The organism is Serratia marcescens, assembly GCF_006715005.1.
Lineage (GTDB): Bacteria > Pseudomonadota > Gammaproteobacteria > Enterobacterales > Enterobacteriaceae > Serratia > Serratia montpellierensis.
This window is the reverse complement of the sequence record NZ_VFMJ01000001.1, coordinates 1,327,413-1,341,681: the sequence shown is the minus strand read 5'-3', so window position 1 is coordinate 1,341,681 and position 14,269 is coordinate 1,327,413. Positions and strand designations below refer to the sequence as shown.

General features: G+C 57.7%; 13 protein-coding genes. 4 read left to right on the top strand and 9 right to left on the bottom strand.

Features of this window, described 5'->3' with window-relative positions; translation table 11 throughout:
• Nucleotides 1–19: 19 nt before the first annotated feature.
• The 8 genes from FHU12_RS06345 to flhD all read right to left on the bottom strand — a co-directional run bounded on the left by FHU12_RS06345 (nucleotide 20) and on the right by flhD (nucleotide 9,173).
• Nucleotides 20–1,636, bottom strand: a complete 1,617-nt coding sequence (locus FHU12_RS06345; protein ID WP_141968154.1) for a methyl-accepting chemotaxis protein — start codon at nucleotides 1,634–1,636, stop codon at nucleotides 20–22.
• Nucleotides 1,637–1,712: 76 nt separating this feature from the next.
• Nucleotides 1,713–3,383 (bottom strand): methyl-accepting chemotaxis protein, encoded by a 1,671-nt coding sequence (gene tsr, locus FHU12_RS06340; protein WP_141968152.1) that lies wholly within the window; start codon nucleotides 3,381–3,383, stop codon nucleotides 1,713–1,715.
• A 195-nt stretch (nucleotides 3,384–3,578) separates the two neighbouring features.
• Nucleotides 3,579–4,079 carry a chemotaxis protein CheW gene (cheW, locus tag FHU12_RS06335; RefSeq protein WP_025303271.1) on the bottom strand — a complete coding sequence of 167 codons (501 nt, stop codon included), beginning with the start codon at nucleotides 4,077–4,079 and terminating at the stop codon, nucleotides 3,579–3,581.
• Between the two features lie 32 nt (nucleotides 4,080–4,111).
• Nucleotides 4,112–6,133 (bottom strand): chemotaxis protein CheA, encoded by a 2,022-nt coding sequence (gene cheA, locus FHU12_RS06330; RefSeq protein WP_141968150.1) that lies wholly within the window; start codon nucleotides 6,131–6,133, stop codon nucleotides 4,112–4,114.
• Nucleotides 6,130–7,206 carry a flagellar motor protein MotB gene (gene motB / locus FHU12_RS06325; protein ID WP_141968148.1) on the bottom strand — a complete coding sequence of 359 codons (1,077 nt, stop codon included), beginning with the start codon at nucleotides 7,204–7,206 and terminating at the stop codon, nucleotides 6,130–6,132. Before motB ends, cheA begins: the two co-directional genes overlap by 4 nt.
• Nucleotides 7,203–8,093, bottom strand: coding sequence for a flagellar motor stator protein MotA (gene motA / locus FHU12_RS06320; protein WP_015378266.1), 891 nt, complete (start codon nucleotides 8,091–8,093; stop codon nucleotides 7,203–7,205). The genes motB and motA overlap by 4 nt, the downstream gene beginning before the upstream one ends.
• 145 nt (nucleotides 8,094–8,238) lie before the next feature.
• Nucleotides 8,239–8,823, bottom strand: coding sequence for a flagellar transcriptional regulator FlhC (flhC, locus tag FHU12_RS06315; protein WP_016927281.1), 585 nt, complete (start codon nucleotides 8,821–8,823; stop codon nucleotides 8,239–8,241).
• Nucleotides 8,823–9,173 carry a flagellar transcriptional regulator FlhD gene (gene flhD / locus FHU12_RS06310; RefSeq protein ID WP_004934891.1) on the bottom strand — a complete coding sequence of 117 codons (351 nt, stop codon included), beginning with the start codon at nucleotides 9,171–9,173 and terminating at the stop codon, nucleotides 8,823–8,825. Before flhD ends, flhC begins: the two co-directional genes overlap by 1 nt.
• Before the next feature lie 1,347 nt (nucleotides 9,174–10,520).
• On the opposite strand from flhD, the gene ydgT reads away from it, so the two are divergent.
• The 3 genes from ydgT (at nucleotide 10,521) to curA (ending at nucleotide 12,469) form a co-directional block, all read left to right on the top strand.
• A complete protein-coding gene (ydgT, locus tag FHU12_RS06300; protein WP_004934895.1) occupies nucleotides 10,521–10,736 on the top strand; it encodes a transcription modulator YdgT in 216 nt (71 codons plus the stop codon).
• A 196-nt stretch (nucleotides 10,737–10,932) separates the two neighbouring features.
• Nucleotides 10,933–11,352, top strand: coding sequence for a universal stress protein UspC (gene uspC / locus FHU12_RS06295; protein ID WP_141968144.1), 420 nt, complete (start codon nucleotides 10,933–10,935; stop codon nucleotides 11,350–11,352).
• Between the two features lie 85 nt (nucleotides 11,353–11,437).
• Entirely contained in the window at nucleotides 11,438–12,469 is a 1,032-nt protein-coding gene (gene curA / locus FHU12_RS06290; protein ID WP_141968142.1) for an NADPH-dependent curcumin/dihydrocurcumin reductase, read from the top strand.
• A 49-nt stretch (nucleotides 12,470–12,518) separates the two neighbouring features.
• Here curA and pcp read toward each other — a convergent pair whose 3' ends face one another.
• The gene (pcp, locus tag FHU12_RS06285; protein WP_141968140.1) at nucleotides 12,519–13,166 is read right to left on the bottom strand and encodes a pyroglutamyl-peptidase I; all 648 of its coding nucleotides are present in this window, start codon (nucleotides 13,164–13,166) and stop codon (nucleotides 12,519–12,521) included.
• Nucleotides 13,167–13,263: 97 nt separating this feature from the next.
• Here pcp and FHU12_RS06280 point away from each other — a divergent pair, with 97 nt between their 5' ends.
• Nucleotides 13,264–14,196: a LysR family transcriptional regulator gene (locus tag FHU12_RS06280; RefSeq protein WP_141968137.1), complete on the top strand. Its 933-nt coding sequence runs from the start codon at nucleotides 13,264–13,266 to the stop codon at nucleotides 14,194–14,196.
• The last annotated feature ends 73 nt before the right edge of the window (nucleotides 14,197–14,269 follow it).

Here is a 14,269-nt window from a genome sequence, read left to right as displayed (position 1 = left end):
AACGTGCTGCTTATGCGGTTTAACAATCTTGGGCTTCCTTTACCACGGGTGAAACTGCGTTGTTGCTGTTACCTGGCGCGACGAAGTTATCGTCCGCCAGACGGAATACCGCGACCGCGTCGGCCAAGGTAATGGCCTGCTCTTCCAGCGCGGTGGCGGCAGAAGCGGATTCTTCCACCAGCGCGGCGTTCTGCTGAGTGACCTGATCCATCTGGGTCACCGCCTGCGTCACCTGCTCGATGCCGCGGCTCTGTTCATCCGAAGCCGAGGCGATCTCGCCCATGATGTCGGTCACGCGGGTCACCGAACGCACGATGTCCTGCATGGTGGCACCGGAGTTTTCCACCAGCACCGAGCCGTGTTTGACGCGGCTGACCGATTCGTCGATCAGCACCTTGATCTCTTTCGCCGCCTGCGCGCTGCGGCTCGCCAGGTTGCGCACTTCACCGGCGACCACGGCGAAACCACGCCCCTGTTCACCGGCGCGCGCCGCTTCCACCGCCGCATTGAGCGCCAGAATGTTGGTCTGGAAAGCGATGCCGTCAATCACGCTGGTGATAGCGCCGATTTTCTGCGAGCTGTTGGCGATATCGTGCATGGTGGTCACAACGTCACCGGCCAGTTCGCCGCCCTTGGCCGCGGTGGCCGAGGCATCGCGCGCCAACTGTGAGGCCTGTCGCGCATTGTCGGCGTTCTGCTTCACCGTCGCGGTCAGCTGTTCCATGCTGGCGGCGGTCTCTTCCAGCGAAGCGGCCTGCTGCTCGGTGCGGGAAGAAAGATCGTTATTGCCTTCGGAGATCTCCTGCAGGCCGATCAGTATTGACTCCGCCCCGTCGCGCACCGCGCCGACGGTGCCGATCAGCGACTGCTGCGTGCGTTGCAGACTGGCGAACAGCATGCTGATTTCATTGCGGCCATACACCTGAATCGGCGTCGCCAAATCGCCGGCGGCGATGCGTTCAAAGTGGCTGCGGATTTGGTTCAACGGTTGTACCAACATGGTGCGCAACCACCACATGGCGCTGCCGGTCACCACGATCAGCATCAATACCGCCCCCGCCAGCATCAGGCCCGCCAGCGTGAAGGAGAACTGGTTGGCGTCCCTGGCTTCACTGATGTCGCCGTTGACCAGTTGCAGGTACTGCACGAAGTCGGCCTCGAACAGGTCCTGGGTTTTCTGCGTCGGCTGATCCATAAACGCCTGCAGCTCGCCCTTTTCCAGGAAACCGATCAGTTCACGCAGCGCGCCGCGCAGCCGCTCGTAGCTGGCCTTGGTGGTGGCCGTCTGCTGGCTCTGCTGTTCACTGCTGCGTTCAACCGCCATAAACTGATTGAAATAGAGGTCGGCCTTCTGCAGCGAACTGCGGGCGCTGCTCATCAGTTCGTTCACCTGCTGCTGCGGCAGCTTCAGCGCCGCGCGGGTGCCGGCGCGGTTCAGCGTATTGCGCGCCTGCAACAGCGACACCCAGCTCAGGCTGAGCGAATCGCGCTGCTGGCTGCCGAGGGTGATGATGTCGAGGTTGTGGTTATCGGAGCGAAACGCGGAATACGACAGGCCGCTGCTGGCCAACTGCAGAACGCAGAAGGTCATCAACAACAGGAACAAGCTGGTAGAGATACGGATTCGGTTAAACACTGTGAACCTCCTTGCAGCCGGCCGGCGACCGGCCTACGTAGGGGAAAGGGCCTCTGCGAGAGAGGCCCGATACCGGTTAGAACGTTTCCCAGTTATCCTGCAGATCGCTGGCGTTCATTTTCTTATGATTGATTACCGGTGTTACCGTCGCCTTGCTGGTGACAGGCGCTTTAAACTCTTCCTGGCCTTCCTGCCTCAGGCGGAATACCGCCACCGACTGGGTCAGCATGCTGGCCTGTTCTTCCAGCGCCGCCGCCGCCGAGGCGGATTCTTCCACCAACGAGGCGTTCTGCTGGGTGACGCGGTCCATTTCCGCTACCGCCTGGCCAACCTGATCGATACCGCGGCTCTGCTCGTCCGACGCCGAGGCGATTTCGCCCATGATGTCGGTCACGCGGGTAACGGCGTTGACGATGTCGCCCATGGTTTCACCGGCGCTTTCGACCAACACGGAGCCCATATCGACGCGGCTGACCGAATCTTCGATCAGGCCTTTGATCTCTTTCGCCGCCTGCGCGCTGCGCTGCGCCAGGTTACGCACTTCGCCGGCCACCACCGCGAAGCCGCGGCCCTGCTCGCCGGCACGCGCCGCTTCCACCGCGGCGTTTAACGCCAGGATGTTGGTCTGGAAGGCGATACCGTCGATCACGCCGGTGATATCGGCAATTTTCTGCGAGCTGCCGGCGATGTCATGCATGGTCTGCACCACGTTGGCCACGACCTTGCCGCCTTTCTGTGCGGTTTCGGAGGCGCTCAACGCCAGCTGTGAAGCCTGACGGGCGTTTTCGGCGTTCTGTTTCACCGTCGCGGTCAGCTGTTCCATGCTGGCGGCGGTTTCTTCCAGCGAAGCGGCCTGTTGCTCGGTACGGGAGGAGAGATCGTTGTTGCCCGCGGCGATTTCTGACGCACCGCTGTAGATGGCGTCCGCGCCCTGACGTACGCCGCTGACGGTTTCAATCAGTTCGCCTTGCATGTGTTTCAGGCTGGCCGCCAGCACGCCCATTTCGTTGCGGCTGTTGACGACGATCTGCTGAGTCAGGTCGCCGGCGGCGATCTGTTTGATGTGATCGATCATGCGGTTCAGCGGGCGCACCAGGATGTGATGGATACCGGTCCAGACCAGTACGATCACCGCCAGCACCACGACCAGAATCACGATCAGCGTCCAGATGGCCGAGTTGTAAGAGCTGTTGCTGCCGTCGACCGCGATCTGGTACAGCTTGCCGTTTTGCTCCAGATAAACGTTGTAGCTCTGCTCAAAGTTGTCCTGGTAGCTCTGCGTAGGCTGATCGAAGAAGGCGTTGATCTTGCCTTCGCCCAGCAGTTGGATCAGTTCGGAGAGCGCGCCGTACAGAATGTCGTATTGCTGTTTAACGCGTTCCGCCGACTGGGGATCCTGACGCGGATCCTGCGGGATTTTTTCGTAAGCGGCATAGTGTCTTTCCGCCTCGGCCAGCTCTTCTTTCGCTTTGCCCAGCAGTTCATCAATGGTGGCGCCGCTGCCGATCTTATTGGTATCCATCATGTAGCGAATACCGGCACGGTTCAGGGAGTTGCGCGCCTGCAGCAGGTCAACGCGGCTTTCACTCAGCTGCAGCTGCTGCTGGCGGATAGTTTGCAGGACGGTAAAGTTTTCCTTATCGCTTTTCAGCGAGGAGAAAAAGAGTCCGCCCGAAATCAACTGCAAGGCGCCAAACAGCACCAACACCAGCAACAGGCTGGTGACCACCTTCATACGATTTAACATGATTTCCCTTGTTGAAGCCCGCGCAGACAGGCTCTGATGACGTTGAATGTGAGAGTTATCGGCGCCGTGCGGCAAAACTTTATGCGGGAAAGTAACTATTTTTAGTGGGGGTTACGGGCTCGGTCTGCGGCATCGCGACAGGTCAGGAAGAGTGATGGATGAAGGGGGCAGCGCCCTGCCCCCTGAGGTCATGAATCAGACGCTTTTCGCCACGCTGTCGACCAGCGACATCTCTTCGCTGCTCAGCAGCTTTTCGATATCCACCAGGATCAGCATGCGCTCGCCCAGCGAACCGAGGCCGGTCAGGTATTCGGTCGCCAGCGTCACCGCAAACTCCGGCGCCGGGCGAATCTGCTCGGCGGTCAGCGACAGCACATCGGAAACGCCGTCGACCACGATGCCCACCACGCGCTGGCCAAAGTTCAGCACGATCACCACGGTGTTCTCATCGTAAGACACGCTTTGCTGCGAGAATTTCACCCGCAGATCGATGATCGGGACGATCACGCCGCGCAGGTTAGTGACGCCCTTGATGAACGCCGGTGTGTTGGCGATACGAGTCACCTGGTCGTAGCCGCGAATTTCCTGCACCTTGAGGATATCGATGCCGTACTCCTCGTTGCCCAGGGTGAAAATCAGAAACTCTTGCCCTACCGTTTCGCCAGCCAACTTGCTGACGGCTGCCAATCCTGCCATATCATTCACCTTTTAAATCAATAAACTCATTATTATGCGGCGGCGCCCGTCAGACGCTTTTCACGGTTCAAGGTTTGCAACGCCGAGACATCGACGATCAAGGCCACGCTGCCGTCGCCCAAAATGGTCGCGGCGGAAATGCCCGGCACTTTGCGGTAGTTGCTTTCCAGATTCTTCACCACCACCTGATGCTGGCCGATCAGCTGATCCACCAGCAACGCATAGCGGCGACCGGCACTTTGCAGGATAACGACGATGCCCTGCGTGGCGTCGGTTTTGGCGCCTTCCACTTCGAATACCCGATACAGTTCTACCAGCGGCAGATATTCGCCGCGCACCTGCAGCACGCGTTCGCCGCCGGCCAACGGATGAAGATCTTCCGCCTGCGGCTGCAGCGATTCCATCACCGCGTTCAGCGGCAGAATGAAGACTTCGTCGTTCACCTTGACCGACATGCCGTCAAGGATCGCCAGCGTCAGCGGCAGCAGGATGCGGATGGTGGTGCCTTTACCGGCCTGTGAACGGATCTCGACGTGGCCGCCCATCTCCTGAATATTTCGTTTCACCACGTCCATGCCGACGCCACGGCCGGAAACGTCGGTCACCTGCTCGGCGGTAGAGAAGCCCGGAGCAAAGATCAGCATGCCGACTTCTTCGTCGCTCATGCTGTCGCTCACCGCCAGCCCTTGCGACGCGGCCTTGGCGAGAATTTTTTCGCGGTTCAGGCCGGCGCCGTCGTCGATGACCTCAATACAGATGTTGCCACCCTGGTGTTCGGCCGACAGCACCAGATTGCCCACCGCCGACTTACCGGCGGCGATGCGGGTGGCCGGCTCTTCGATACCGTGATCGAGGCTGTTGCGCACCAGGTGCGTCAGCGGATCGATAATGCGTTCGATCAGGCTCTTGTCCAGTTCGGTGGAGCTGCCCTGCAGCGTCAGTTCCACCTGTTTGTTCAGCTTGCCGGCCAAATCGCGCACCAGGCGCGGGTAGCGGCTGAAGACATATTCCATCGGCATCATGCGGATCGACATGACCGACTCTTGAAGATCGCGCGCGTTACGCTCCAGCTGGCTCATGCTGTTCAGCAGATCGCCGTGGTTCACCGGATCCAGCGTGCCGGAGCGTTGCGCCAGCATCGACTGGGTGATCACCAGTTCGCCCACCAGGTTGATCAGCTGATCCACTTTTTCCACCGCCACGCGAATGCTGGTGGATTCGCTCGCCTTGGCGCGCGCTTTTGGCGCTTCCGCCGCTGCGGCGGCCGGTTTAGAGGCAGGCGGCACGGCGCTGGCGACCGGCGCTGGCGCAGGTTCCGGCACGGCGACCGCCTCCGGTAAGCTCGCTTCCACGGCGGCCGGTTCGCTCTGCGTCGGCGTCGAGAAGCTGATTTGTTCCGGTTCCAGCACGAAGCACAGCACGGCGCTGATGTCGTCTTCGCTGGCGGAGGTGAGCAACGTCACGTCCAGACTGTGTTCCGTCTGATGCGGGTCTTTAACCTCGCCGAGGTTGCCCAGCTCTTCCAACATCAAGGGGATTTCACTGGCTTTCAACCCGTTCAGGCTGATGCGCATACCGCCTTCGATCGCCGCCGGTGCGGCCGCCGGCTTCACGACAGGCTGCTGAACGGCCGGTTCAGCCGCAGGCGTATCCTGCTGCTGCTGCGCCTCCAACGCCAGCTGGCGCAGCGCCTGGCAAATGTATTCAAAGCTTTCGGCGTCAGGCTGTTGCGAAGTTTTATAGGCGTCCAGTTGCTCCTGCATAATGTCTTTGGTTTCCAGAAACAGGTTGATAATCTCGGTGCTCAGGCTCATTTCCTGGCGTCTTGCACCGTCCAGCAGGTTCTCCAGCAGGTGGGTGGTTTCCTGCAGCACCGAAAAGCCAAAGGTCGCCGCACCGCCCTTGATCGAGTGCGCCGCGCGGAAGATGGCGTTCAACGGCTCGATATCGGGGGCCAGCGGATCCAGCTCCAGCAGGTGTTGCTCCATGTCGGCCAGCAACTCGTCCGCTTCATCAAAGAAGGTCTGATAAAAATCGCTAATGTCCATGCTCACGGGGTCACCTCTGGCTGTGAGTCGCGGTTAGTCGGTGCGGGTGTGGCCGCCGGTTGTTCCGGCGTTTGACCGGCCGGAGCTATCGCCGGGGATGCCTGCGATTGGGCGACAGGGTCCGTCGCAGGCGGCGTCGCTTGATCGGTCGGCGTTACCGCCTGGGGTTCCGGCGTTTGGCTGGCCGGCGCAGTCGCCGACGGCGCCAGCTGTTTCAGGCTATCCGGCTGGGCGATATCCATCGCGTTGCTTTCGGCATTTTCGTGTTCGATGCCTTCTTGCGTTTGCTTATTCAACACCAGCACGGTGATGCGGCGGTTAATTGCGTCATCGGCACCGTGCTGTTTCAGGCTCATGGTGGCTGCCATGCCCACCACCCGCAGCACCTTGCCTTCCGCCAGGCCGCCGGCGATCAGCTCGCGTCGGGAGGCGTTGGCGCGATCGGCCGACAGTTCCCAGTTGCTGTAACCGCGCTCGCCGGTGGCATAAGGGATATCATCGGTGTGGCCGGACAGGCTGATCTTGTTCGGCAGGTCGTTGAGGATCGGCGCTATCGCCCGCAGAATATCGCGCATATAACTCTCGACCTGCGCGCTGCCGGTTTTGAACATCGGCCGGTTCTGGCTATCGATGATCTGAATGCGCAGCCCCTCATCCATCATGTTGATCAACAGATGCGGGCGCAGCGCCTTCAGGCGCGGATCGGACTCAATCAGCTCATCCAGCTTTTCACGCAGTTTGTTCAGGCGCAGCTCTTCGGCGCGCGAGTCCGGCGAGTCGACCTGCTTTCTCACCAGACCATGCTGTTGCGTCGGATCGTCGCCGCCGCCTGGAATAGGGCTGCTTTCGGAGCTGCTTTTGTCGCCGCTGGTCAAGGCAACCTTGAGCGGCGTGCGGAAATATTCGGCGATTTGCGTCAGCTCCTGCGGGCTGGCGATCGCCAGCAGCCACATCACCAGAAAGAACGCCATCATCGCCGTCATAAAGTCGGCATAAGCGATCTTCCAGGAGCCGCCGTGATGGGCGGCATGATGCGACTTGCGCTTTCTGACCAGAACGACCGGATGATTCTGTTTCATGCTTCTTCTTCTTCCGTCGCCTGCTGCGCCGGCGCTTTCACGCGGCGCACGTGTTCTTCCAGCTCAACGAAAGAAGGACGTTCGGTGGTATACAGCGTTTTGCGGCCAAACTCGACCGCGATCTGCGGCGCGTATCCGTTCAGGCTCGACAGCAGCGTGACCTTGATGCACTGCATCATCTTGACGTTTTCGGCGCTCTTCTGGCGCAGCAACGTGGCCAGCGGCGAGATAAAACCGTAGGCCAGCAGAATACCGAGGAAAGTACCGACCATGGCGTTAGCGATGAGCGCCCCCAGTTCCGCAGCCGGCCGATCGGCCGAAGCCAGGGCGTGCACCACCCCCATCACCGCCGCGACGATACCGAACGCAGGCAAGGAGTCACCCACCATCGCCAGGCTGCCGGCGGGCACTTCGCTTTCCTGCTCGTAGGTTTCGATCTCTTCGTCCATCAGCGCTTCGATCTCGAACGCATTCATATTGCCGCTCACCATCAGCCGTAAATAGTCGGTAATGAACTCCACCAGGGTGTTATCGGCAAGGATGCGCGGATAATTAGAGAAAATTTCACTTTCTTGCGGATTATCGATGTCGAACTCGAGCGACAGCATGCCTTGCTGACGCGATTTGGCCAGCAGGCGGAACAACAGCGCCATCAGATCCATGTACAGATCTTTGTTGTATTTGGAACGGCGCATCAGTCGCGGCAGCGCGCGCAGCGTGGCCTTGATCGCCTTGCCGTTGTTGCCGACGATGAAAGCGCCGACACCCGCCCCGCCGATAATCAGAAACTCCGCCGGTTGATATAACGCACCGAGATGACCGCCCACGATCAGATAGCCGCCAAACACCGCACCCAATACCACGAGATAACCCAAAATAACTAGCACACGCATTCCTTAAATTAACAATGTGGATGGAAGGTGGGGCAAACGCGCCCTGGCGCGACAGACCAGGCTGCGTGTCTGGGGGCGGCATGCCGCCCCTGCGTATCACACGTCGGTATTCATTGCCGAGAGCCGGCAATGTGGCGGCTCAAATGGCGCGTTTGACCTGCTCGTCCAGCAGTTGAGGAATAATATCGGCCAGTTGCGGCGAAAGTTTACGTCTTTTTACGGCGCGGGATGGAGGTTGGCATAAACTGCAGATGAAACCATTCAGCGGCTGATGCGCATGAGTGATAAATGCGCCGCCGCAGCAGCTGCAGGCAGAGAGCTGCAACATGCCGCTATCGACGAAACGCACCAGCGTCCAGGCACGGGTCAGCGCCAGCAGCGGCGCCTCGCCGGCCTGCTGCGGGCACTGTTCCAAGTAGAGGCGATAGGCTTTGATCACCGCCTCCACCCCGCTGCACTGTCCGCTTTTCATCAGGAACAGGTAGGCGTTGTAAAACATCGACGAGTGAATATTTTGTTCCCAGGTCATAAACCAGTCGGTTGAGAACGGCAACATCCCTTTTGGCGGCGGGCTACCGCGCAACTCCTTATAAAGTTTAATCAAGCGCCCGCGGCTGAGCTGGGTTTCACTCTCCAGCATCTGCAAACGGGCTCCCAGTGAAATCAGCTCCATGGCAAGCTGAATGTCCTTGGCTTCTTGAACAATACTTTTCTCAACCATCATCAGGCTCTTTTCTTCGTCGGGCTAGCGTCTTTACTCGATAGCTCTTGCAGTAAATGGCTTGATAGCAAAATGCCGGTATGGATTTGTTGCAGATCGTCGACGCGCGACTCTTTGGTCAGGCGTTCGATGGTCTGGCTTTCGTTAAAGCGGAAGTGGCAAACCAGCTGGTTGGTCTCGGCCAGTTTGACCATTTGCGGCAAAGTCAGCTGCGCCAACGCATCGGCCATGGTTTCATCAATACCAAGGCGGAACATCGCGGACGCTTTTTCATCGTTGATCAAACGCTGTGCTAAAAGTAAATATGACAAATTGATGTCATAAATATGCTTAAGTAATTCAGACGTACCCATATTCCCCATCCCGACAGACTATGTTTAAAAACATACGCTGGGTGATAAATTTTATCGCCCGTGACCTGGGTTGTTTCCCAAAGTTGGCAAATTAATCTCTCAAAAACGACTGCTATAATTTTCGCCAATCGCTAAATTCGACCACTGTTCAGTATTTGCTACGAGCGTAAACCAACGTGTATGGATGTACAGCATTCTGCTTCGATAGTGTTTAGCCACCATGAAACTATTTTTACAAATTTAATAAGATTATTCCTAAAGCAGCGCAACTCTACCCCCGAACCATTAGCACACACAATGTAAGTGAGAGGCAATTTTAAATACAATGTGACATAGATCACAAAAATAAAAAATATTTAAGCCAAATACCCCCAAATACGCACATTTATTGACCGACATTTTGCTCACAAAACAGACACAGGTAAAAAAACGTCTTAAAAACAATGTTTATCAGCCAAAAAATTATCTTTTTTAGATCAATTCGAACAAAACCATCACCAAACCAAAATAACAGAACAAAAATCTGCATATAGGCAACAATCTCAGTATAAATAACCAGTTGAGCCGCTAAAAAATATCCAAGCTGAAAAATAACCATCGTAAACTATAAGGTTATTAGCTATCGGATTTGACTTAAACCCGCTACTGAAGGCTGTTCTAATTTTCAACATCAGGTGATTAAGGCTTATCAATGATTCGCTGGCGTAGTGAACAAGCAAACAGACGTAACGATATGTTTCCGTATCAGCACGGCGAAAGAATGGTCTTTTTACGTTAAATCACCCCTAAAACGGCATATCGGCAGCACACCCTAAAACTTTAATGCTTTTTTATTTCTTTTCTGTCGCCGTCATAATTATTCCGCAGGTGAATAGATTATTAACCCGCCCCCGTTTCCATCCTTTCATGGCGATAAAATAAAACGCAGTTTTGTTTTACTCTCCTCAATCTTCAGTGACAGAGAGACGTAACCTCAACGCAAGCGGCAATGAAAAACACCGCGTAAGGCCGATGTACCTCTCGGCAGGTGAAAAAAACGCCGCAAAAGCGGTAGCGCGAACTTGCGCGTAGCAGGAGCAGCGGTGCTTCTGCCCTCATCCCGAGCAGCCTCGCTCTGAGACTTTCCCTATTTCTTCATTTATCAGCAGGATGAGATTGCTGATGGCGCACGGGCATATTATGATTTATCGAAGCGCCGCCGCTGGCGACGCCTCATTATTACCCAGTGCAATTTATCTACTTGAAATGATTTTTGTCAGGTCGTACATCACTGCCTTGGCGGCATCGCCGTGAGCCGGTGATGTGTTATTCACCCGGCTCTAACTATTAACAGGCTATATTTTAATCATGACCGATACGCTCGAATATTTGCTGACATTCCGTAAATGCTCCTCTTTGGACAGCCTGGAAAAGGTGTACGACAAACTGAACTATTCCATTGAAAACGATACAGAAATGAGCAACATGTACCGCGCTGCCGACCACCGTCGCGCCGAGCTGGTTGCCGGTAAATTGTTCGATCTGGGCAAAGTGCCGAAAACGCTGTGGGCGCAGGTGCTTTAATTCAGCGAAATTACGTGCGGCAACGGTTTTATCTTTTATTGCTATATAACCGGGCAAGCTCAGCTTTTATTGCCGCGCGTGATGCGAAACACATTTATTACGCCCACCAGGTTCTACCCTTATCCGAGCGCAGCATTTTCTCTAAGGCCACCGACGCGGCAGCCTGAAACACGACGGATACAACAAGGAGTGGGATATGGGGTATCAAAACGTTCTGGTCACCGTCGCCGTCGCGCCTGACAGCCACCGCCTGGTGGAAAAGGCCGTCTCTATCGTCCGCCCCTATGCCGGTAACATCACCCTGTTAAGCACCCTCGCCAACCCGGAAATGTACAACAATTTCGCTGGGCCGATGTTGGGCGATTTACGCGCGCTGATGGAGGAGGAAACCCGGCTGTTTATGGAAGAGCTGCGTCAACGCGCCGGTTACCCGATTGCCGATATGCTGATCGTGCACGGCGAACTGGGTGACAGCCTGGAATACGCCAGCCGCAGCAGGCCGTTCGACCTGCTGCTCTGCGGCAATCACCGCGACGGCATGATGAACAAAGTCTCCTGCTCCGCCGCCCGCTTCATCAATATCAGTCATATTGACGTGCTGATCGTCCCGCTCTAAGGCTAAGCACATTCGGTAACGTTGCCTTGCCGCCCCTGAACTAGGCTTAACGAACCTTGTTTGTCGCAATGCAAAGGAGCTTTCGATGTCCCCTTCTCAACAGAACCGCCGCTTCCTGCTGGCCTCGCGCCCCCATGGCGAACCGACGGCGGCGAACTTCCGTCTCGACACCGCCCCCGTGCCACAGCCCGGCGCGGGACAGCTGTTGCTGCGTACCGTTTATCTGTCGCTGGATCCTTATATGCGCGGGCGCATGAGCGATGCCCCTTCCTATGCGCCGCCGGTCGAGATCGGTCAGGTGATGGTGGGCGGCACGGTATCGCGCGTCGCGGTCTCACAGCATCCCGACTTCAACGTCGGCGATTGGGTGTTGGGTTATGACGGCTGGCAGGATTATGCCCTGTCCGACGGCAGCGGTCTGCGCAACCTCGGCCCGCACCTGCCGCGACCTTCCCGCCTGCTGGGCGTGCTGGGCATGCCGGGGTTTACCGCTTACATGGGATTGCTCGATATCGGCCAACCGCAGGCGGGTGAAACGCTGGTGGTGGCCGCCGCCAGCGGGGCAGTCGGTTCAGTGGTCGGCCAAATCGGGAAGTTGAAAGGCTGCCGCGTCGTCGGCGTTGCCGGCGGGGCGGAAAAATGCCGCTATGTGGTGGAAGAATTGGGTTTCGACGCCTGCATCGATCACCGCGCCCCCGACTTTGCCGAGCAACTGGCCGCCGCCTGTCCACAGGGCATCGACATCTATTATGAGAACGTCGGCGGTGCCGTATTCGACGCCGTGTTGCCGCTGCTGAACGCCAAGGCGCGCATTCCGGTCTGCGGCATCATCGCCCATTACAACGCCACCGGATTACCCGCCGGGCCGGACCGTTTACCGCTGCTGGAGGGGCTGATCCTGCGTAAACGCATCCGTATGCAAGGCTTTATCATCTTCGACGACTACGGCTCACGCTTTGATGAGTTCCTGCAACAGATGAGCAGCTGGGTCGAGCAGGGGAAAATCAAGTTCCGCGAGGATATCGTCGATGGGCTGGAGCAGGCGCCGCAGGCATTTATCGGCCTGCTGCAGGGCAAGAACTTCGGCAAGCTGGTGATCCGCGTCGCCGACGAATGACGATTGACGAATAATGTGCATCAGGGCGTGGCATGCCACGCCCTGTCTTTCAATGTACCGCTCCGTCACCGAATCGCACATCTTCCTCTACCGTGAGCGTCACCTGCACGATAGTGCGCACCGCCTCTACCATCGTGGTCAGCGCCATACTCGGCTTGCCCGGATGCGCCGCCGCCAGTTCATGGCTGTACGGGATATGCACGAACCCGCCCCTGACCCGCGAATGATGCGTTTCCAGATAGTGACGCAGACCGTAAAAAATATGGTTGCAGTTATAGGTACCTGCCGTATAAGAGACCGCCGCCGGGATCCCCTGTCGGCGCAGCTGCTGCACCGCGGCCTTAACCGGCAACGTGCTGAAATACCCCACCGGCCCGCCGGCAACCACCGGCACGTCGATCGGCTGCTTACCGGCATTGTCGGGAATGCGGGCATCGATCAGATTAATGGCCACCCGTTCCAGCGATATCTCAGCCCGGCCGCCGGCCAGCCCCAGACATATCACCGCCAGCGGCTGCAATGCATCAATGGCCGCGGCCAGCTGTGAATTGGCCACGCCCAATACGCAGGGCAACTCGAGCACCGCGATCTCCGCGCCGGCGATATGCTCACCGACCAATGCCTGAGCAACCTGCCAGGAAGGGTTCACCGCGTCACCATCGAACGGCTCAATGCCGGTAATCAACACTTTGTTCATCATTTCCCCTGACTGAAGGCTAAATTCGTGTGCTACCAGCCTAGAGAACGCAGTATGATTCTGGAAATGGATTATCTGTATATAGAGTATTCATAAAATGAATTTAGCCAACGTCGATCTCAACTTGCTGGTGGTGTTCGAGGCGTTGTATCAGACACGCAACGTGACCGCCGCAGGCCGGCGTCTCAACCGCGCCCAGCCCTCCGTCAGCAATGCCTTGGCGCGGCTGCGCACGCTGCTGAACGATCCGCTGTTTGTTCGCAGCGGCGGCGGCATGGCGCCCACGCCGCGCGCCCATCAGCTTATGCCGCAGATACGGCGGGTGCTTGAACAGATCCATCTGGCGTTGGCGCCCCCTGCCCGTTTCGATCCCGCCACCGCCGGGCAACGGCGCTTTACGCTGGCGGCCGGCGACTATGCCGATATATTGCTGCTGCCCGCCATCATCAGTCGGTTGCGTCAGGCAGCACCCGGCATCGATATTCGCGTTTCACGCCTGGATCGCCGCAATATTTACCGGCAGTTGGAAAGTGGCGAGGTGGACATCGCACTGGGGGGACATCTTTCCGGTACGGAAAGCCACTATGTGCGCACGTTGTTTGAAGAGCATCTGGTGTGTATTGCCAGCCGTTCGCACCCGCAACTGGCGGATGGCCGCTGGGATCTGGCGCGCTACCTGAGCCTGCCGCATGGGCTGTATGCACCGGCTGACGACGGTTCTGCCAGAGGATTAGTCGACCGACGCCTGGCGGAAATCGGCGGCCATCGGCGCGTCGCCGTGACCTTTTCACATATTGTCGCCCTGCCGGCCGTGATCGCCGACAGCGATCTGATCGCCACCTTAGCCGCCAGCGTGGCCCGGCGTTTTGCCGATCCGCAACGCGTACGCCTTCTCCCATTGCCTGACGAGTTGGGCATTGCACCTTTTCCCATCGAGCTGATCGCCGGTCGGCAGGCACAATCCGACCCAGCCTTAATCTGGCTTTGCGACTTGATAGGCCAAATCGCGTTCACTTCCCGCTCGCAGTAACTGCTGCATTATTAACCACTAAAACCCACGACCCAAGGCCCGCTGAGGGGCCTTTTCGCGCCCACCAAATAGG